Here is a 19,822-nt window from a genome sequence, read left to right as displayed (position 1 = left end):
CCATGCGCCGGATCACCCGCCAACTGCGTACGTACCTGATGCTGCTGCTGATGGCGGCATTCGTGGTCGTGCCGGTGGCCGACGTGCTGGCCTGCGCGGTCGAACCGCACGACACCACTGCGGTGCACGTGGAAAGCAACACCAACGATGCCGAGGGTGACAGTGACAGCAAGCACGCCGGTGCCTGCAGCCACAACCACTGCCACCACTCGAACCTGAGCCTGCCGGCCAGCAGCCTCGCCGCCTTCGGTGCGCCGCTGCCGGCGCGCTGGATGAATGCCGGCGACGCGGCGACCTATGCGGTCGCCCAGGATGAATTGACGCGTCCCCCCCGGGCGTGAGTTGAGCGCGTCCCGCGATTGCGGGCTCCCGTTTCACTCACAACCGGAATCCCCCTATGTCGATCCTGACACCTCGGTCGCTGCGTGCGGCCGGGCGGGTCGTCGCCGTGTTGCTGGGCCTGGCCCCGGCGGCATCGGTGATGGCGCAAGCCGCCCCTTCCTATGACACCCTGCTTGAACGCCTGGACCAGCTGCCCGGCACCCGCGTCGGTGCGGCGCTGGCCGAGGCCGCCGATGCGCGCGCCGACCAGGCCCGCGCACTACCCAACCCTTCACTCTCCTATTCCGCCGAGAACGCCTGGGGTACCGGCTCCTATGGCGGCATGGGCAGGGCCGATACTGTGCTCACCCTGTCCCAGCCACTGGAGATCTGGGGCCAGCGTGGCGCGCGCGTCCGTGCAGCCCGGGCCGAAGCACAGGCCGCCAACCTGCGTGGTGCCCAAAGCCGCAGCGATGTAGCCAGCCAGCTGGCGGTGGTCTACGCACAGGCGGAAAGTGCACTGCGCCGCTACACCCTGGCCGAAGAGGCACTGAGCCTCACCCGCGATGACGCCAACGCCGTCAACGCGATGGTCAAGCAGGGCCGCGAACCGCAACTGCGCGCGGTGCAGGCGCAAAGCGAAGTGGCCAACGCCAACGCCGCGCTGGATGAAGCGCAGGCGTTCCGCGATGCCGCGCTGGCCCGCCTGGCCGGCACCGCGCTGCTGGATGCGCCGGTGCAGTCGATCGACAACAGCCTGCTCGACCGCGCACCACCGCTGCCGCGCGGTGCCACCGATACCGCACTGGCAGTGCGCATTGCCGAAGCCGAAGCCGATGCGGCGAGCAAGCTGGTCGACGTGGAGCGCAAGCGCGCCCTGCCCGACCTCAGCATCACCGCCGCGCAGACCCGCTTCCGCGAAGGCGGCGAGCGTGCCTACAACCTCGGCGTCAGCATCAGCATCCCGCTGTTCGACCGCAACCGCGGTGGCATCCGCGCCGCCAGTGCCGACCAGCGCGCGGCCGAGGCGCGCCTGGACCAGCAGCGCCGCGACAGCGAGGCGGCACGCCTCTCGGCCGTGGCCGGTTTGAAGGCCGCCGGCAGCCGAACCCGCGCCGCCGATGAAAGCGTGGTCGCCGCCGAAGAGGCGTATCGCCTGGCCCGCATCGGCTTCGACGCCGGACGCATCTCGCAGCTGGAACTGCGCAGCACGCGCAGCGCTCTTATCGCCGCCCGCGCCGCCGCCGTGGATGCGCGCCTGTCGCGCGTCGGCGCGGAAATCGATCTTGCCCGCCTTGAAGGGCGCGCACCCTTTGTGGAGGCCCCATGACTCTCTCCCGTACTTTTCCGCTGATCGGCGGCATGCTGCTGACTGTGCTGCTGGCCGGCTGCGCCGGCAACGCGCAGACGCCTGCCAATGAAGACCCCGCTGCGGCCAAGGCCGGCACCGACGATGGCCATGGCCACGCCGCCAGCAGCAAGGAAGCCAAGGCAGAAATCGCGAAGGCGCCTGCTGACGCCGACGAAGGCGTGGTGCAGCTGACGCCCGAGCAGATCAAGGCGTCCGGTATCGAAGTGGTTGCCGTCGGTCGCGGCGGTGGCGGTTCCACCCGCCTCGCCGGTCGGGTGGAACCCTCGGTCGGTGCCCGTGCCTCGGTGGCCTCGACCGTGACCGGCCGCGTCGAGCGCGTGCTGGTCGCGCCGGGCACGGCGGTGAAACAGAACCAGGCGCTGGCCATCGTGGTCAGTGGCGAGGCAGCCGTGTTCCGCGCCAACGCGCTGGCCGCATCCGCCGAAGCCGAGGCCGCACGCCTTGCCTATGGCCGCGACAAGGCCCTGGTCGAGCAGGGCGTGGTCGCCCGCCAGGAGCTGGAAGCCTCGCGTGCGCGTTCGCTGGCGGCACAGGCCCAGGCCGCTGCCGCACAGGCACAGGCCGCCGCCAACGGCGCGCCCGACGCCAGTGGACGCGTGCGCATCACCAGCCCGGTGGCCGGCATCGTCGGCAACGTGCAGGTCACACCGGGCGGTGTGGTCGCCGCCGGCAGTGCGGTGGCCGACGTCGCCGACCCGTCGATGAACGAGCTGGTGTTCACCGCACCGCCAGCGCTGGCTGCACAGGTCATGCCCGGCATGACGCTGGAAGTGAGCGTGCCGGGTGGCAGCTTCACCGCTACCGTCACCGGTTCGGCCGCCGATGTACGGCAGCAGGGCGGCGTCGCAGTGATCCGCGCCACGCCGGTGGATGCGTCGCTGCCGCCAGCCGGTTCGCCGGTATCGGCCGTGGTGGTCACCGAAGGCCAGGACGGCTCGCTCAGCGTGCCCGCCGATGCGGTGCAGAACGTTGATGGCAGCAGCGCGGTGTTCGTCGCCGTCGAAGGTGGCTTCAAGGCGCAGCCGGTACTGGCCGGGCGCCGTGCCGGTGACCGCATCGAGATCCTCGGTGGCCTGAGCGGCAACGAGCGCATCGTCGGTGCCAACGCCTTCCTGCTCAAGGCCGAGCTGGCCAAGGGCGAAGCCGAGCACGGCCACTGAGGAGGCGATCATGTTCAAGCTGATCATTGAAACAGCGGTGCGCCACCGCTGGCTGGTGGTGTTCATGGCGGCGCTGATCGCCGCCGTGGGCCTGTTCCAGCTGGGCAAGCTGCCGATCGACGCCGTGCCGGACATCACCAACCGCCAGGTGCAGATCAACACGGTGGCCCCGGCGCTGACCCCGGAGCAGATCGAACGGCAGGTGACCTATCCGCTGGAAACCGCGCTGGCCGGCATTCCCGGCCTGACCACCACGCGTTCGCTGTCGCGCAATGGCTTCTCGCAGGTCACTGCGATCTTCACCGATGCCACCGACATCTACTTCGCCCGCCAGCAGGTGGCCGAACGCATGCGCGAGGCATCGGAAGACCTGCCCGATGGTGCATCACCGATGCTGTCGCCGGTCACCACCGGCCTTGGCGAGGTGCTGATGTGGACGGTGGACTTCACCGCGTTCGATCCGGCCAGGCTGGCCAAGCCCGGTGAAGCCGGCTGGCAGGCCGGCGAGGTCTACCGCACGCCGGAAGGCAACCTGCTGCGCACGCCGGAAGAGCGCGCGACCTACCTGCGCACCGTGCAGGACTGGATCATCGCGCCGCAGATGCGCTCCAGCCCCGGGCTGGCCGGTGTCGATACGGTCGGCGGCTACGTCAAGGAATATGGCGTGCATCCGGACAGCGCCAAACTGGCCGCGCATGGCCTCGGCCTGGCCGACCTGGTCACTGCCCTGCAGCGTTCCAACGTGCAGGCCGGCGCCGGCTTCGTGCAGCGTGCCGGCGAAGGCCTCGTGGTGCGTGCCGATGGCCTGGCGCTGACCACCGAGGATCTTGCACAGGCGCCGGTGGCCACCCGCAATGGCGTGGTGGTGCGCGTGGCCGATGTGGCCACCGTGGAACTGAGCCGCGCGCCGCGCCTGGGTGCAGCCAGCCGCAACGGCCACGAGGCCGTGCTGGGCACCGCGCTGATGATTGCCGGTGGCAACAGCCGCACCGTCGCGCAGGCCGCGGCCGCACGTCTGGAACAGGTGAACACCTCGCTGCCGGCCGACATCGTGGCCGCACCGGTGCTGGACCGCAGTGTGCTGGTCAATTCCACCATCAAGACCGTGGCCCGGAACCTCACCGAGGGCGCGCTGCTGGTGGTGGTGGTGCTGTTCCTGCTGCTGGGCAACCTGCGCGCGGCCACCATCACCGCGCTGGTGATTCCGCTGTCGTTCCTGTTCGCGGTGATCGGCATGAACCGCTTCGGCATCAGCGGCAACCTTATGAGCCTGGGTGCACTGGACTTCGGCATCCTGGTGGACGGTGCGGTGATCGTGGTCGAGTCGACGCTGCTGATGCTGGGCCAGCGCCGCGCCGAACTGGGCCGGACGCTGACCGCGATGGAACGGCTGCGCGTGGCCGCCGATTCCGCGCTGAAGATGGCGCGCCCGGCGGCGTTCGGCCAGCTGATCATCCTGCTGGTGTTCGCGCCGATCCTCACCCTGGAAGGTGTGGAGGGCAAGACGTTCCACCCGATGGCGGCGACCTTCATGCTGGCCCTGGTCGGTGCCTTCCTGTTCTCCTTCACCTTCGTGCCGGCGATGACGGCGCTGCTGGTGCGCGAGCCGAAGCTGAAGGACGCCGATGCACATGCGGACGACGGCGAGCACGAGACCAGGCTGATACGCGTGCTGCGCGCGCGCATCGAGCCGGTGATCCGCAAGGCCGTGGCGCATCCGCGCACGGTAGTGGCCAGTGCGGTGATGATGGTGGTGGTGGGCATCGGCTCGTTCTCGCTGCTGGGCCGCGAGTTCATGCCGACGCTGGACGAAGGCAACGTGGCGATGCAGGCGTTGCGCGTGCCGTCGACGTCGCTGGAGCAGTCACTGGCCATGCAACTGGCGTTGGAAAAGGTGATTGCCAAGCAGCCGGAAGTGGAGACCGTGTTCTCGCGTACCGGTACCGCCGAGGCGGCGATCGATCCGATGCCGACCAACATCTCCGACAGCGTGATCGTGCTGAAGCCACGCAAGGACTGGCCCGATCCGAAGTTGGCCAAGGACGCGCTGGTGGCCCGTTTCGAAAAGCTGGCCGGGCAGCAGCTGGGCAACAGTTTCGAGTTCAGCCAGCCGATCGAGCTGCGCTTCAACGAGCTGATTTCCGGCGTGCGTACCGACCTGGCCGTAATGATCTTCGGCGATGACTTCGGCCAGCTGCAGAAGGTGGCCGACCAGGTGGCGCTGAAGCTGCGTGCGGTGGAGGGAGCGGCCGACGTGCGGGTGGAGCAGATCTCCGGCCTGCCCACGCTGAACGTGGCGATCGATCATGTGGCGGCGGCGCAGTACGGGCTGACTGCAGCGGATGTGAGTGATGCACTGTCCACCGGCATCGGCGGTACCGCCGCCGGCAAGATCTTCGAAGGCGACCGCCGCTTCAACGTGGTGGTGCGCCTGGACGATGCCGCGCGCAACGATCCGGACCAGCTGGCCTCGCTGCCGATCGCCACGCCGTCGGGGCTGGTGATTCCGCTGTCGTCGGTTGCCCGCATCACGGTCAGCGAAGGGCCGAACCAGATCAGCCGCAACAACGGCAGCCGCCGCGTGGTGGTGCAGGCCAACGTGCGTGGCCGCGACCTGGGCGGCTTCGTCGGCGAAGCGCAGGCCGCGGTAGCCGACGTGGCACTGCCGCCGGGTGCCTATCTGACCTGGGGTGGCCAGTTCGAGAACCTGCAGCGCGCGGAAAAGCGGCTGGCAACGGTGGTGCCGGTAGTGTTCCTGCTGATCGGCAGCCTGCTGTTCATGGCCCTGCGCAGCGGCAAGGAAGCCATTCTGGTGTTCAGCTGCGTGCCGTTGGCGCTGGTCGGCGGCATCCTCGCGCTGCTGCTGCGAGGCATGCCGTTCTCGGTATCGGCGGCGGTCGGCTTCATCGCCGTCTCCGGCGTGGCCACGTTGAACGGCCTGGTGCTGATGCAGGCGATCCGCGAACGCCTGGACGCCGGCGACCTGCCGTTGCAGGCGGCGATCAACGGTGCCTCCAGCCGCATCCGAGCGGTACTGACCACGGCGCTGGTGGCGATCGTCGGCTTCATTCCGATGGCGATCGCCAGCGGTTCCGGTGCGGAGGTGCAGAAGCCGCTGGCGACGGTGGTGATCGGTGGCCTGATCACCGCCACCGTGCTGACCCTGCTGGTGCTGCCGACCTTCGCAGCACGGGTGGCCAGGCCGCGGGCTGTGGGCTGAGGTGGGAGGGGGTCGGAGCCCTTTCCACGGGAAAGGGATCCGACCCCGTGACCGGGTCGGATTGCCGGCCAGCGGCCGGCACTACCCGGTAACGGTCAGGCCTTCTTGCGCTCGGCGATGTAGGCCTGGATCTGCTGTTCCAGCACCGGCAGCGGCACCGAGCCCTGCTTGAGCAGGGTGTCGTGGAAGCCCTTGATGTCGAACTTGTCGCCCAGCTCCTTCTCCGCCTGCGCACGCAGGCGCACGATGGCGATCTCGCCCAGCTTGTAGCTCAGCGCCTGGCCCGGCCAGGAAATGTAGCGGTCCACTTCAGTGGTCACTTCATGCTCGCTCAGCGCGGTGTGGTCACGCAGGTAGGCCAGCGCCTGCTCGCGGGTCCAGCCCTTGCTGTGCACGCCGGTGTCGATCACCAGGCGCGCGGCGCGCCACATCTCGTAGGTCAGGCGGCCGAAATCCTCATACGGGGTTTCGTAGATGCCCATCTCCACGCCCAGCTTCTCGCAGTACAGCGCCCACCCTTCGCCATAGGCGGAGATGTAGGCGTTGCGGCGGAACTCGGGCAGGTTCTTCTGCTCGGCGGCGATCGCGCCCTGCAGCGAATGGCCCGGATCGGATTCATGCAGGGTCAGTGCCGGCAGGTTGTACAGCGGGCGCGACGGCAGGTTGTAGGTGTTGAGCCAGTAGGTGCCCATGCCACCGCGGCCGGCCGTCCAGAACGGTGCGATGTCCGGCGGCACCGGCACGATGGTGAAGCGCGCGCGCGGCAACGTCATGTACTTGCCCAGCTGGCCATCGGCGCGCTTGGAGATCCACGCGGCGCGCGACAGCAGCTCTTCCGGCGTCTTCGCATAGAACTGCGGATCGGTACGCAGGAAGGTCAGGAACTCGGCGAAGCTGCCCTTGAACTTCACCTGCTTGATGATGTCGTTCATCTCGCCCTGGATGCGTGCGACTTCCTCCAGGCCGATGCGGTGGATCTCGTCCGGCGACAGGTCCAGCGTGGTGTACTCGTGGATCTGCTGCCTGTAGTAGGCCTTGCCATCGGGCATCGCTTCGGCGGCCAGGGTGGTGCGCGCCTGCGGCACGTACTCGTTGACGAAGAAGGTGCGCAGCTGCTGGAACGCCGGCACCACCTTGCCGCTGATTGCTTCACGCGCCTGCGCCTGCAGCCTGGCCTGTTCGGCGGCCGGGATGCTGTTGGGCAGCTTCTTGAACGGCGCGTACAGCGGCGATTCGGTCGGGTCCTTCAGCTCGGCGACGGTGGCGATGGACACTTCGCGGCCATCCAGCACCGCGCGCGGCACGCTGAAGCCGCGCTTCAGGCCGGCGCGCATGTTCTCGGTCTGCTGGCCGAAGTAACGCGGCACGTCGTTCAGCCGTGCGATGTAGTTCTGGTAGTCCTGCACGGTCTTCATCTCGCGCCGGGCCATGAAGGACAGGTTGGACCAGAACGAGGAATCGGCGTTGAACGGCATTTCGTAGCCGCGCAGGCGCGTCTCTTCGGCCAGGTTGAACACCTGGTCGTGGTAGATCGCGTAGTTGACCTGGTTGTCCGGCGACAGGGTCTTCGGGTCGATCTTCTTCAGCGCGGCCAGGGTCTCGTCCCACACCTTCAGGCGTGCCTGCTGCGCGGCCGGGCCGACGTCGGGCATGCGGGTGGCGTTGGCGGGCGCGTCTTCGTCCTCGCTGGCTTCACCACCTCCCTGCTGGCGCCACTTCCATTCCTTCTCGTACAGCGCGCGGAAGGCGGCATCCGCGGGCGATTCGGTGGCCACGCTGGCGGGCGCGGCGGCGGCGGGCGGCGCGGCCAGGGCCACGGCGGGAGCGGACAGGGCGATCAGCAGGGCAACGGCAAGACGGGTTTTCACGAGCACAGGTTCCCGGGAAGGCAGGCCCCGATGATGGCACCGCCCACGGCTCATGGCATGGGACGAAGGTCCTGCCTGCAGCTTAGGCAGGACCGGGAACCGGCCGCAGGCCGGGGCCCCAGCGCCGAAGGCGCGTGGTAGAGCCGACTGCTAGTCGGCTGCTCTTCGGCCAGACGTGGCAAAGCCCGCGCTCCGCGCGAAAGTCGACTGACAGTCGACTCTACCCACGGCAGACCGCATCCCGGCGCAGCCTCAGTGGCTGGCCCTGTCGCGCTTCCAGCCGCGGTGCTTGATATCCAGGTGCAGGCTGTACAGGGCGGTAAACGCCGGGAACAGGTTCTGCAGCACGCCCACCGAGTCCTGCTTGGCCGAGAACAGGAAGTAGCTCAGCGTCATCAGGCTGCCGATCACGCTCATGTACCAGAACAGGCGCGGGATGACCGGCTTGCCGGCGCGCTTGGAGGCGATGAACTGGACCAGCCAGCGGCCGCCGAACATCAGTGCGCCGGTGTAGCCGATCAGCTTCCAGCCGGTCACATGCAGGCCGGTCCAGTACAGCCAGGTCAAGGGCTGATCCAGCCAGTGCAGCTCCAGATCCATCAGCGCTCCTCCACCGCGGTGCGCTTGCTTCGGGTGATCAGCCAGGCCACGCCACGCAGGTCGCGGATGCCGACCAGCGCACGGCCGAGGTTGTTGTACTTGGACACGCCGGCGGTGCGGTGGCGGTGGTTGACCGGCACGCTGATGGTCTTCCAGCCGGCACGCTGCATCAGCGCCGGCAGGTAGCGATGCATGTGGTCGAAGTACGGCAGGTCGAGGAACGCGCTGCGTTCGAACAGCTTGATGCCGCAACCGGTGTCGGGCGTGTCGTCGCGCAGCATGCGCGCACGGATGGCGTTGGCCCACTTGCTGGCCCAGCGCTTGCTGCCGCTGTCCTGGCGGTTGACGCGCCAGCCGGCGAACAGCTTCACCTGCGCCTCGGCGGCGTCGCGTGCGGCGAGCAGCTTGGGAATATCGGCCGGATCGTTCTGGCCATCGCCATCCAGGGTGGCGATCCACGGCGCCCGCGCATGCTTGACGCCGGTCCGCACGGCGGTGCTCTGCCCGCTCTGGTTCACATGGTGCAGCACCCGCAGTTCCGGCGTGGTCGCCTTCAGTCCCTGCAACACGGCCAGGGTGTCATCGCGCGAGTGATCGTCGATGTAGACGATCTCGAACGGCAGCCGGCCACGCAGCGCAGCGGTGATTTCGGCGACCAGCGGGGCAACATTGTCGCGCTCGTTGAACACCGGGACGACAACGGAAAGCTCGGGTTGGCTCATAAGGCACTCGGCCAAAGGGGGGGCAAAGACCGCGCATTCTCCGAAACCGAGGTTATCCGAAGATGAACCCGGCGGCGTGAGGATCCGTCCTCAGGCGCGATCACCAAAATACTCGCGGCACCACTGCACCACAGGCGGCAGGCCTTGTTCGATCGGGGTCACCGCATCGAAGCCGAAAGCGTCATGTGCGCGCCGGGTATCGGCCATCGTGCGCACCATGTCGCCGGGCTGCATGGGCTTGTAGACCTTCTGCGCGGGGCGGCCGGCGGCGTGCTCGATCACGCTGATGAAGCGCTCCAGCTCGACCGGCGTATGGTTGCCGAGGTTGAACACCCGGTGCGGCACCGGACCGTCGGCCGGATGCGCGAGGGCGCCGAGGATACCGGAGACGATGTCGGAGACATGTGTGAAATCGCGCTGCATGCGGCCTTCGTTGAACACGTCGATCGGCCGACCGGCCAGCACCGCGCGCGAGAACAGCAGCGGTGCCATGTCCGGCCGGCCCCACGGGCCATACACGGTGAAGAAGCGCAGCCCGGTGGCATGCAGGCCGTACAGCTGCGCGTAGGTGTAGGCCATCAGCTCGTTGGCGGCCTTGGTCGCCGCGTACAGCGAGCGCGGCTGGTCCACGCGCTGGTCTTCGGAGAACGGCGGCGTGGCCGAATCGCCGTAGACCGAACTGCTGGAGGCGTACACCAGGTGCTGCACGCCACGGTGGCGGCACAGCTCGAGCATGTTGACGAAGCCGACCAGGTTGCTGTCGACGTAGGCATGCGGGTTTTCCAGCGAATAGCGCACGCCGGCCTGCGCGGCCAGGTGGATCACCGCGGTCGGCTGCACCTCGTCGAACAGCGCGGCCAGGCCCTGCTGGTCGGTCAGGTCCAGGGTGCGCAGGTCAAGCGCCGGACACAGCGCGGCCACGCGGTCACGCTTGATCTGCGGGTCGTAGTAATCGTTGAAGTTGTCCAGGCCGACCACGGCCTGGCCGGCCTCCAGCAGCGCGCGGGCGGTGTAGGCACCGATGAAGCCGGCAGCGCCGGTGAGCAGGATGGTCATCGCGGGTCTCGATCAAAGCACCCCGCTGCCATCGGCGTGGCCGACGTCGCGGGGATGCGTCGGCCGGCGTGATGTGGCGCCGGGCTCAGCCCTGGCGCGTGCGCAGTTTTTCCAGCACGCCGTCCAGGGTGTCCAGGTCGGTGTAGTGGATGATCAGCTTGCCCTTGCCGCCACGGCCGTGGCTGATCGCCACCTTGGCGCCGAGCGCTTCGGACAGCTCGGTTTCCAGCGAGGCGATGTCGGCCTGCTGCACCTTCGGCGTGGCCACCGGACGGCTGCTCGGCACCTTGCCGGCGGCGAAGGCCTGCGCGCGCCGCTCGACCTCGCGCACCGACCAGCCTTCGTCGGCCGCTTCCTGGGCCAGCTTGCCGGCCAGTTCGGGGGCCAGGGTCAGCAGCGCACGGGCATGCCCCATTTCCAGGCGGCGGGTTTCCAGCAGCAGGCGGATCGCCACCGGCAGTTCCAGCAGGCGCAGCAGGTTGGACACCGCCGCGCGCGAGCGGCCGACGGCCTCGGCGGCCTCGGCATGGGTGAGGGTGAACTCGCTGATCAGGCGCTGCAGCGCTTCGGCTTCTTCCAGCGGGTTGAGGTCTTCGCGCTGGATGTTCTCGATCAGCGCCATCGCGATGACGGTGCGGTCTTCCAGCTCGCGCACCACCACCGGCACTTCGTCCAGCCCGGCCAGCTGCGATGCGCGCCAGCGGCGTTCACCGGCGACGATTTCGTAGTTGCCCGCCGGCAGCTGGCGCACCAGGATCGGCTGGATCACGCCCTGCGACTTGATCGAGTCGGCCAGCTCGGACAGCTTGCCCTCGTCCATCTCGCGGCGCGGCTGGTATTTGCCCGGCTGCAGCTGGCCGACCGGCAACTTGCGCAGCACTTCCCCCGGCAGCGGCTCGATCACCGCCGTGGTGGCCTGCACCTGGCTGACCGCGCCCTTCGGGCCCAGCAGCGCGTCCAGGCCACGGCCGAGGCCTCGCTTCTTGGCTGCCGGCTTGCTGCTGGTCATCAGACGGTCTCCACGGCCTTGGTGGCCTTGTTGCGTTCGTTGTTGCGGCGGATGATCTCGCCGGCCAGGCCCAGGTAGGCCACGCCACCGCGCGAGGCGCGGTCGTAGCCGACGATGCTCTGGCCATGGCTGGGTGCCTCGGCCAGGCGCACGTTGCGCGGCACGATGGTGCGGAACACGCGATCGCCGAAGTGCTCGGTGAGCTCGGCCGACACCGCGTTGGCCAGGTTGTTGCGCACATCGAACATGGTGCGCAGCACGCCTTCGATCTCCAGCGCCGGATTGAGGTCGGCACGCAGCGCTTCGATGGTTTCCACCAGCGCGCTCAGGCCTTCCAGGGCGTAGTACTCGCACTGCATCGGCACGATCACCGAATCGGCGGCGGCCAGCGCGTTGAGCGTCAGCAGCGACAGCGCCGGCGGGCAGTCGATCAGGATGTAGTCGTACTCGTCGCGGATCGGTGCCAGCGCGCGCTTCAGCCGCTGCTCGCGCTCGCTCTGCGCCATCAGCTGGATCTCGGCGGCGGTCAGGTCGATGTTGCCGGGCAACAGGTCGTAGCCTTCGGCGGTCTGCACGCGCACGTCGGCGGCGCTGTTCTCGCCCAGCAGCAGATCGTAGGTGGAGGCGGCCAGCTCACGCTTGTCCACGCCGCTGCCCATGGTCGCGTTGCCCTGCGAATCGAGGTCGACCAGCAGCACACGCTTGGGTGCGTTGGCCAGGGAAGCGGCCAGGTTGACGGCGGTCGTGGTCTTGCCGACGCCACCCTTCTGGTTGGCGATGGCGATGATGCGGGCCATGCGGGTGTGCCTCGTCGACGGATGGTTGGGACCGGTCATTATGCGTACAACCGGCCCCTTGCGGAAATCGTGGATCGCCAACCCGTTGTTCCACAAAGGGCTGGCGGCGGGAATCAGGGACCTGTAACGGTGACCAGGTGGCGTTCGCCGGCCAGGCCGGGCACGCTCAGCGGGGTCACCTCGCGCACCTGCCAGCCCGCCGGCAGTTCCGCGATCTCCTCATGCGGGTAGACGCCCTTCATGGCCAGCAGCACGCCACCGGGGCGCAGCAGATGGCCACCGACGCGGACGATGCCGGCCAGGGTATCCATTGCGCGCGCGGTCAGCTGGTCGTAACGGCCGGCCTCGTCCAGCGCCTCGGCGCGCGATTCGGCCACGCGGGCATTGCCCAGGCCGAGCTGGCGCACGGCCTCGCGCATGAAGCGCGCCTTCTTGCCATTGCTCTCGACCAGGGTCACCTGCAGGCCCGGGCAGGCGATGGCCAGCGGGATGCCGGGCAGCCCGGGCCCGGTGCCGAGGTCGGCCAGGCTGCCATCGGCCACGAACGGCTGCATCGCCAGCGAGTCGAGCAGGTGGCGGGTGACCATCTCCTGCGGGTCGCGGATGGCGGTGAGGTTGTAGGTGCCGTTCCAGCGGTGCAGCAGGGCCAGGTAGCGCAGCAGCGGCGGCGCCAGCGCGGCATCCAGGCCCATGCTGGCCAGGCCCTGTTCCAGCGTGGCAGCCACGCTGGCGGGAAGTGGGTGTTCGCTCATGCCGGCATTATCGCCGGTTTTGCGCGCTGATTCCCCGCCTCAGTGCGGATACCAGGCCAACGCCGCCCGGAACTGACCGGTGGCCTGCCATTCGTGCAGGTGCCAGCGCGCGGCCTCGCCCAGTTCCGGGTCGCACCAGCGCAGGTGCAGGGCGCCATCGGCCCCCGGCGCCAGCTGCAGGCGGTGCAGGCCGAACGAGATACCCTGGCCGTGCGCCTTCAGCATCGCTTCCTTGGCGCACCACACGCGGAAGAACCAGTGTTCGCGGTCGGCCTGGTCCAGGCTTTCCAGCCACGCCACCTCCTCCGGGTGGAAGAAGCGCTGCACGATCTCCAGCAGGCGGGCGCGCGGCCGCAGCAGTTCCAGGTCCACGCCCAGCCGCACGCCTTCGCCCAGCGCCACCAGCAGCACCTCGCCGCTGTGGCTCCAGCCAGTGCCGTAGTGGGCCAATGCGCCGCTCAGTTCCGGCCGGCCCTTGTCATCGCGGACCAGCGGCAGCGTCTCCGGATCGGCCCCGAGGGCCTGCGCCAGCACCTGCCGTGCCTGCGGTTCACCGCGCTGGCCCGGCACGTGCGGGCAGCGCCAGACCGTCACCGGGCCGAAGCGCCAGGGGCCGTCGAGGGTGGCTGGCAGGCTCATCCGCACGCGCCCATCACGCAATTGCACGACGGGTTCACAGCCGTGCGCGTCAACTGGTCACAGTTCCCCACCGGAGGTTCGATCATGGGCATCATCATCTGGCTGATCGTCGGCGGCATCGTAGGCTGGCTGGCCAGCATCATCATGAAGCGCGATGCCCAGCAGGGCATCATCCTCAACATCGTGGTCGGCATCGTCGGCGCGCTGATTTCCGGCTGGCTGTTCGGCGGCGGCATCAACGAAGCGATCACCATTCGAACCTTCCTGTTCTCGCTGATCGGTGCGGTGATCCTGCTGGCGATCGTCAACCTGTTCACCCGCAAGAGCATACGCTGACGCGGCGGTAACGCCGGCCGCTGGCCGGCGGGCCTTTCAGAACGGGCCCGGCAATCGCCGGGCCTCGTTCATTCAACCGATCTGTACCCACGCCGGCGCATGGTCGCTCGGGCGTTCCCAGGTGCGCGGCTCGCGGTCGATGCCCGAGGCCACCGCACCGCTCTTCAGCGCATCGGAGACCAGGGTCAGGTCGATGCGCAGGCCCAGGTTGCGACGGAAGCCGGCGGCGCGGTAATCCCACCAGCTGAAGGTGCCCGCCTCGTCGTTGTGCAGGCGGAAGCCATCGTGCAGGCCCAGCTGCAGCAGCTTGTTCAATGCGCCGCGCTCGGCGGTGGAGGTCAGGATGTGGTTGTCGTTCCACACCTCCGGGTCGTGCACGTCGCGTGCGTCCGGGGCAATGTTGAAGTCCCCCATCACGATCAGCTTCGGGTGCCGCTGCAGTTCCTGCGCGATCCACGCGTGCACCGCGTCCAGCCAGCGCAGCTTGTACTCGTACTTGTCGGTGCCGATGTCCTGGCCATTGACTACGTACAGGTTGATCACCCGCAGGTCGCCGAAGGTACCGGCAATGACGCGCTTCTGTTCGTCCTCGAAGCCGGGAATGCCGATCTGCACGTCCTGCGCCGGCTCACGCGACAGCAGCGCCACGCCGTTGTAGGTCTTCTGGCCGGCGAACACGCTGCGGTAGCCGGCAGCGATCAGCGCAGAGTCGGGGAACTTGTGGTCCTCCAGCTTGGTTTCCTGGATACCGACGATGTCCGGGCCGAAGTCCTTGAGCCACTGCTCCAGGTGCGGCAGGCGGACATTGAGCGAATTGACGTTCCACGAGGCGATCTTCATGCGGGCATTCTAACCGGGTGGCCGGGATGGGGGTCGGCCCGGATTCCCGTGTAGAGCCGAGCCCACGCTCGGCTGCATTGATCAGGCACCCAGCCAGGAGCAGCCGAGCGTGGGCTCGGCTCTACAGAAGAATCGGGCCCTGATTCAGTAGAGCCTCGCCCTGCCTGGGTTCACCGCAGCAGCAGCTTCAACAAACCCGCAATCTTCGAATACGGCGGCCGCAGCCGGTCGCTGGCCGCCCAGCGCGACTGCCACAGCACCGGCAGCCGCTTGCTCATCGCATCGAACCCGGCCCGGCCGTGGTACGCGCCCATACCGCTGGCCCCCACCCCGCCAAACGGCAGGCCATCGGCGGCGAAGTGCAGCATCGTGTCATTCACCGTCACCCCGCCCGCCACCACCTGGCCGAGGATGCGCTCCACCGTGGTCGTGTCATGGCTGAAGGGATACAGCGCCAGCGGCCGGTCGCGGGACAGCACGTCGGCCAGCGCGGCATCCAGATCCGGATAGGCCCGCACCGGCAGGATCGGCCCGAAGATTTCCTCGCGCATCAGGTCCAGATCGTCGGGCGGGTCCAGCACCACGGTCGGCACCAGCAGACGCTCGCGGTCGGCGCGCGCCTCATCCACCTGCGCCAACGGAATCACCGGCACGCCACGTTCGCGCGCCTGCACCAGATAGCCCTGCAGGCGCTGGTACTGGCCCTCGTTGATGATGCGCGTGTAGTCGTCGGCATTGCTGAAGTCGCCATAGCGCTCGTGCACCTGCTGCTGCAGCGCCTGTACGAACTCGCGCTGGCGGACCGTATCGATCAGCACATAATCCGGCGCGATGCAGGTCTGGCCCGCGTTGAACCACTTGCCGGTGGCCAGCCGCGCGGCGGCTTTGTCCAGCGGAAAATCGCGGCAGACGATGGCCGGCGACTTGCCGCCCAGCTCCAGCGTGACCGGCACCAGATGCTCAGCGGCGGCGGCCATCACCTTGCGGCCCACGGCCGTCGAGCCGGTGAACAGCAGATGGTCCAGCGGCAGCGAGGACACCGCCGCGGCCACGTCCGCCCCACCCTGCACCACCGCCACCCGATCGGGCGGGAACACACTGGCCAGCAGATCGGCCAGGAACGCGCTGGTGCGCGGCGTGTGTTCCGAAGGCTTCAGCAGTACGTGGTTGCCCGCAGCGATGGCGGTGACCAGCGGCACCAGCGCCAGCGTGACCGGGTAATTCCACGGTGAGATCACCCCGACCACACCCAGTGGCGTCGGCCGCAGCTGCGCGCGCGCCGGCCACAGCTTCCAGCCGGCCCGTACGCGCTGCGGCTTCGACCAGCGCCGCAGGTGGCGGCGCAGGTGGTCGATGGCCGACAGCACGCTCATGCCATCGGCCAGCTTCGATTCGGTGTGGGCGCGGTGGCCGAAGTCCTCGGCGATGGCCGTGGCCATTTCGTCCAGGCGTGGCTTCAGCGCTTCGCGGAGGCGGCGCAGGTCGGCTTCACGCTGGTCCAGCGAAGGGCGCTGCGACTGCCAGGCGCTGCGCAGGGAGTGCAGGATGGCGGGAAGGTCGGCTGGGGCGGTGATGGTCATGGGCCGACTATACGGGGTGCTGCGCAACGCCATGGTAGTGCCGGCCGCTGGCCGGCAATGGGTTCATGTCTGCGAAGATTCATGGGGTTGCCGGCCAGCGGCCGGCACTACCGGAATGCGAGCCGAGTGGGCACGGTCGACAAACAGAAAGGCCGCGGTCTGCACCGCGGCCCCTGAAACCCGGTGGGTGCCGCCGTTGGTCGGCACGCCGGTTACTTGGTGATATCCACGTTCTTGGTCTCGCGCAGGAACAGGCCACCGATCACCACCGACATCAGCGCGATGATGATGGGGTACCACAGGCCGTAGTACAGGTTGCCGGTACCGGCCACCAGCGCGAACGAGATCGCCGGCAGGAAGCCACCGAACCAGCCGTTGCCGATGTGGTACGGCAGCGACATCGAGGTGTAGCGGATGCGGGTCGGGAACAGTTCCACCAGGTAGGCGGCGATCGGGCCGTAGACCATGGTCACGTACAGCACCAGCAGCCACAGCATGAAGATGGTGCCGGCGATGTTGATGCGCGCACCATCGGCCTTGGCCGGGTAGCCGGCGGTGGTCAGCGCGGTCTTCAGCTCCGCGCCGAACGCATCGGCCTTGGCCTTGCCTTCTTCCTTGGTCAGGCCAGCGGCCTCATACGAGGTGACGCTGGCACTGCCCACGTTCACCATCGCCAGCGAACCGGCGGCGGCGGGCTGCACGTCGTACGGCACACCGGCCTTGGTCAGCGCGGCGGTGGCCACGTCGCAGGAGCTGGTGAACTTGCGCAGGCCCACCGGATCGAACTGGAACGAGCAGGTGGCCGGGTCGGCGACGACCAGTGCCGGGGAGCTGCTGCGCGCTTCTTCGATGGCCGGGTTGGCGAAGTGGGTCAGGCCCTTGAAGATCGGGATGTAGGTGATGGCCGCCAGCAGGCAGCCGGCCAGGATGATCTTCTTGCGGCCGATGCGGTCGGACAGCCAGCCGAAGAAGATGAAGAACGGCGTGCCCAGTGCCAGCGCTGCGGCGATCAGCAGGTAGGAGGTGGTGGCATCGACCTTCAGCATGCTGCTGAGGAAGAACAGCGCGTAGAACTGTCCGCCGTACCAGACCACGGCCTGGCCAGCCGCTGCACCGAGCAGGACCAGCAACATCAGCTTCAGGTTGCCACCCTTCAGGCTGTCGCGGAACGGGGTCTTGGAGCCCTTGCCTTCAGCCTTCATCTGCTGGAACAGCGGCGATTCGCTCAGCTGCAGGCGGATCCACACCGAAATGCCCAGCAGCAGGATCGACACCAGGAACGGAATGCGCCAGCCCCAGGCTTCGAACGCCTCGTTGCCCAGCGTCATGCGGCAGGCCAGGATGATCAGCAGCGACAGGAACAGGCCCAGCGTGGCGGTGCACTGGATGAAGCTGGTGTACAGGCCACGCTTGTCGTCCGGCGCGTGCTCGGCCACGTAGGTGGCGGCACCGCCGTACTCGCCGCCCATCGCCAGGCCCTGGGCCAGGCGCAGGATGATCAGGATCACCGGTGCGGCAAACCCGATCGAGGCGTAGTTGGGCAGCACGCCGACCAGGAAGGTCGAGATGCCCATGATCAGGATGGTGACCAGGAAGGTGTACTTGCGGCCGATGCGGTCGCCGAGGCTGCCGAAGAAGGCCGCGCCGAACGGACGCACGAAGAAGCCGGCGGCGAACGCCAGCAGGGCGAAGATCATGCCCGTGGTTTCATTGACGCCACTGAAGAACTGCTTGGCGATGATGGCCGCGAGCGAGCCGTACAGGAAGAAGTCATACCACTCGAACACCGTGCCGAGGCTCGAGGCGAAGATGACCTTCTTGTGGCCCTTGGTCAGGGTGCCCGCTTTATGTGCGGTGCTGGGTGTACTGGACATGGGACGCTTCCCCTCCGAAGCAATCGTTGTTGGTGGGTGCCGACCGTTGGTCGGCACTCAATTCGGTAGATGCCGACCTTGGCCGGCACCCCATCTCGGTAGGTGCCGGCCGCTGGCCGGCACGCTCCTAGAAGCTGTACTTCGTAGTGAACTGCAATCGGGTGATGTCACCCTTGTTGCCGTTTTCCACTTCGCGACGGCCATACATCAGCTCGGCGCCGATATCGACCTTGGGCAGCGGCGAATAGAAGATGTTGCCGCGGATGCTCTGCACGCTCTTGGTCACCAGCGGGCCGAGGATGCTGTCGTTGTCGTAGTCGCTGCGCGCGTAGATCAGGTTGGTGCGCAGCTTCGGCGAGAACGCATGCCGCCAGCCGACATAGCCGGCCAGCACGCCGGTCGGGTTGAGCTCATCACGGGCCACGTCGTAGGCGCTGTCGGCGGTGATGCCCAGGCCGATGTAGCGGGCGATGCCTTCGCCGCCGGTCAGCTGGTAGTGCAGCGTATCGCTGTCACCCATCACCCACTTGCCGCCCAGGGTCAGGCCGCCAGCCACCTTGTCGGCCTTCGCGCCGGTGGCCTGGCTGTCGACCTTCAGCTGACGGACGATGCCGCCGACACCGAAGGTGCCCCAGTCGCCCTTCCAGCCATAGCGCAGGGTCAGGTCGGGCAGGCTGCCACGGTCGGAGTTGGCGCTGGCGTTGGTCCAGGCGCCGGTGACCGGGTTGCGGGTGCCGGTGAGGGTGGTGGTTTCCGGGTTTTCCAGCGCGACGCTGAAGCCACCCTGGGTGTAGCGCACCTGCGCCTGGCGCACGAAGATCACGCCGTCGGTGGGGCCGACGAAGTCGACCGCTTCCGGCAGTGCGGCCGCGTCCATGAAGTTGGACCAGGTCTGGCCGGCCAGCCAGTTGTTCCAGTACATGTAGGCGTGGCGCAGGGTCACGCCGTAGGTATTGGTGGCGGTCTGGTTGCCCAGCGAGTTGCCGAAGAAGTCCATCTCGAAGAACGCACCGGCCTTGTTGCCCGATTCGCTGACGTTGTCGATGCCCAGGTTGAAGCGCGAGAACTTGGCATGGGCGTTGAAATCGGTGCCCGACCGCTTGCCGCTGCCGCCAGCGCCTTCCACCGGGGTCTGGCCCGGCAGGTACAGCGAGCGGCCGGTGGCGTCGTCGGCCAGCTGGCCATCGCTGGTCTGGGTGGCCAGGAAGTCGGCCTTGATGAAGCCGCCGATCTTGACCGTGGTGCCCGGTGCCGCGCCCGGGGTGAGGGTGGTGACCTGGATCGGCTGCTTGCCGGCCGGCACCTGTGCGACCGGCTTCTGCCCGGCCTGCACCGTGCGGACTTCGGTCACCGCCTGCTGGGTCTGGCTGATCTGGGTCTGTTGTTGTTGCTGCGAAGACAGCAGCAGCTGGACCTGGCGTTCCAGTTCGGCAACGCGTGCTTCCAGTGCCTTCTCTTTGGCGGTCTCTGCGAACGCCATGCCCGGTGCGACCAGGGCGACCAGCAGGCAGGCCGCCAAAGGTGTGCGCACGGCTTTCAACGTACGGTGGCTCATGTTGCCCTCTCTCCCAAGTGGCAAGGTGATGCCGCGCGTGGGGCACGGTCGAGCCGAGACTGCGGGGCGATTATGTATAGCGGCTATTCGCCATTGGTCGAACCCGGCCCTGCAGGGCGCT

General features: G+C 68.0%; 17 protein-coding genes. 5 read left to right on the top strand and 12 right to left on the bottom strand.

The window, feature by feature from the left end; all coding sequences use genetic code 11:
* Positions 1 to 2 precede the first annotated feature (2 nt).
* From ROV93_RS15610 to ROV93_RS15595, 4 genes are read left to right on the top strand one after another with little or no spacing between them, the layout of a single operon-like run.
* Entirely contained in the window at positions 3 to 341 is a 339-nt protein-coding gene (locus tag ROV93_RS15610; RefSeq protein WP_072167791.1) for a hypothetical protein, read from the top strand.
* A 56-nt stretch (positions 342 to 397) separates the two neighbouring features.
* Positions 398 to 1,651: a TolC family protein gene (locus ROV93_RS15605; RefSeq protein ID WP_072167790.1), complete on the top strand. Its 1,254-nt coding sequence runs from the start codon at positions 398 to 400 to the stop codon at positions 1,649 to 1,651.
* Positions 1,648 to 2,853 (top strand): efflux RND transporter periplasmic adaptor subunit, encoded by a 1,206-nt coding sequence (locus tag ROV93_RS15600; protein WP_180890624.1) that lies wholly within the window; start codon positions 1,648 to 1,650, stop codon positions 2,851 to 2,853. Before ROV93_RS15605 ends, ROV93_RS15600 begins: the two co-directional genes overlap by 4 nt.
* Positions 2,854 to 2,863: 10 nt before the next feature.
* Complete coding sequence (locus tag ROV93_RS15595) at positions 2,864 to 6,073, top strand: CusA/CzcA family heavy metal efflux RND transporter (RefSeq protein ID WP_072167788.1); 3,210 nt, start codon at positions 2,864 to 2,866, stop codon at positions 6,071 to 6,073.
* Between the two features lie 95 nt (positions 6,074 to 6,168).
* On the opposite strand, the gene ROV93_RS15590 is transcribed toward ROV93_RS15595, so the two are convergent.
* From ROV93_RS15590 to ROV93_RS15555, 8 genes are all read right to left on the bottom strand, one after another.
* Positions 6,169 to 7,941 (bottom strand): DUF885 family protein, encoded by a 1,773-nt coding sequence (locus ROV93_RS15590; RefSeq protein WP_072167787.1) that lies wholly within the window; start codon positions 7,939 to 7,941, stop codon positions 6,169 to 6,171.
* 252 nt (positions 7,942 to 8,193) lie between these two features.
* On the bottom strand, positions 8,194 to 8,541 hold the full coding sequence (locus ROV93_RS15585) for a lipid-A-disaccharide synthase N-terminal domain-containing protein (RefSeq protein WP_049415940.1): 348 nt from the start codon (positions 8,539 to 8,541) through the stop codon (positions 8,194 to 8,196).
* Positions 8,541 to 9,263, bottom strand: coding sequence for a glycosyltransferase family 2 protein (locus ROV93_RS15580; RefSeq protein WP_072167786.1), 723 nt, complete (start codon positions 9,261 to 9,263; stop codon positions 8,541 to 8,543). Before ROV93_RS15580 ends, ROV93_RS15585 begins: the two co-directional genes overlap by 1 nt.
* Positions 9,264 to 9,353: 90 nt before the next feature.
* Entirely contained in the window at positions 9,354 to 10,319 is a 966-nt protein-coding gene (locus ROV93_RS15575; protein ID WP_072167785.1) for an NAD-dependent epimerase/dehydratase family protein, read from the bottom strand.
* Between the two features lie 85 nt (positions 10,320 to 10,404).
* Complete coding sequence (locus ROV93_RS15570) at positions 10,405 to 11,328, bottom strand: ParB/RepB/Spo0J family partition protein (RefSeq protein ID WP_049415931.1); 924 nt, start codon at positions 11,326 to 11,328, stop codon at positions 10,405 to 10,407.
* Positions 11,328 to 12,125 (bottom strand): ParA family protein, encoded by a 798-nt coding sequence (locus tag ROV93_RS15565; protein WP_072167784.1) that lies wholly within the window; start codon positions 12,123 to 12,125, stop codon positions 11,328 to 11,330. Before ROV93_RS15565 ends, ROV93_RS15570 begins: the two co-directional genes overlap by 1 nt.
* Before the next feature lie 113 nt (positions 12,126 to 12,238).
* The gene (gene rsmG, locus ROV93_RS15560) at positions 12,239 to 12,877 is read right to left on the bottom strand and encodes a 16S rRNA (guanine(527)-N(7))-methyltransferase RsmG (RefSeq protein WP_012481632.1); all 639 of its coding nucleotides are present in this window, start codon (positions 12,875 to 12,877) and stop codon (positions 12,239 to 12,241) included.
* A 39-nt stretch (positions 12,878 to 12,916) separates the two neighbouring features.
* Positions 12,917 to 13,516: a 4'-phosphopantetheinyl transferase superfamily protein gene (locus ROV93_RS15555; RefSeq protein ID WP_072167783.1), complete on the bottom strand. Its 600-nt coding sequence runs from the start codon at positions 13,514 to 13,516 to the stop codon at positions 12,917 to 12,919.
* An 84-nt stretch (positions 13,517 to 13,600) separates the two neighbouring features.
* Here ROV93_RS15555 and ROV93_RS15550 point away from each other — a divergent pair, with 84 nt between their 5' ends.
* Complete coding sequence (locus ROV93_RS15550) at positions 13,601 to 13,852, top strand: GlsB/YeaQ/YmgE family stress response membrane protein (RefSeq protein ID WP_005411656.1); 252 nt, start codon at positions 13,601 to 13,603, stop codon at positions 13,850 to 13,852.
* Positions 13,853 to 13,924: 72 nt separating this feature from the next.
* On the opposite strand, the gene xth is transcribed toward ROV93_RS15550, so the two are convergent.
* The 4 genes from xth to ROV93_RS15530 all read right to left on the bottom strand — a co-directional run bounded on the left by xth (position 13,925) and on the right by ROV93_RS15530 (position 19,701).
* The gene (gene xth / locus ROV93_RS15545) at positions 13,925 to 14,692 is read right to left on the bottom strand and encodes an exodeoxyribonuclease III (RefSeq protein WP_072167782.1); all 768 of its coding nucleotides are present in this window, start codon (positions 14,690 to 14,692) and stop codon (positions 13,925 to 13,927) included.
* 170 nt (positions 14,693 to 14,862) lie between these two features.
* Positions 14,863 to 16,272 (bottom strand): coniferyl aldehyde dehydrogenase, encoded by a 1,410-nt coding sequence (locus ROV93_RS15540; protein WP_180890625.1) that lies wholly within the window; start codon positions 16,270 to 16,272, stop codon positions 14,863 to 14,865.
* A 212-nt stretch (positions 16,273 to 16,484) separates the two neighbouring features.
* Positions 16,485 to 18,146 carry an MFS transporter gene (locus ROV93_RS15535; RefSeq protein WP_072168865.1) on the bottom strand — a complete coding sequence of 554 codons (1,662 nt, stop codon included), beginning with the start codon at positions 18,144 to 18,146 and terminating at the stop codon, positions 16,485 to 16,487.
* A gap of 127 nt (positions 18,147 to 18,273) precedes the next feature.
* Positions 18,274 to 19,701, bottom strand: a complete 1,428-nt coding sequence (locus ROV93_RS15530) for a DcaP family trimeric outer membrane transporter (protein WP_312540347.1) — start codon at positions 19,699 to 19,701, stop codon at positions 18,274 to 18,276.
* Positions 19,702 to 19,822 lie beyond the last annotated feature (121 nt).

It is taken from the genome of Stenotrophomonas maltophilia group sp. msm4 (assembly GCF_032025605.1).
GTDB lineage: Bacteria > Pseudomonadota > Gammaproteobacteria > Xanthomonadales > Xanthomonadaceae > Stenotrophomonas > Stenotrophomonas sepilia.
The sequence above is the reverse complement of the archived record's forward strand: the minus strand, read 5'-3'. Positions and strand labels throughout refer to the sequence as shown.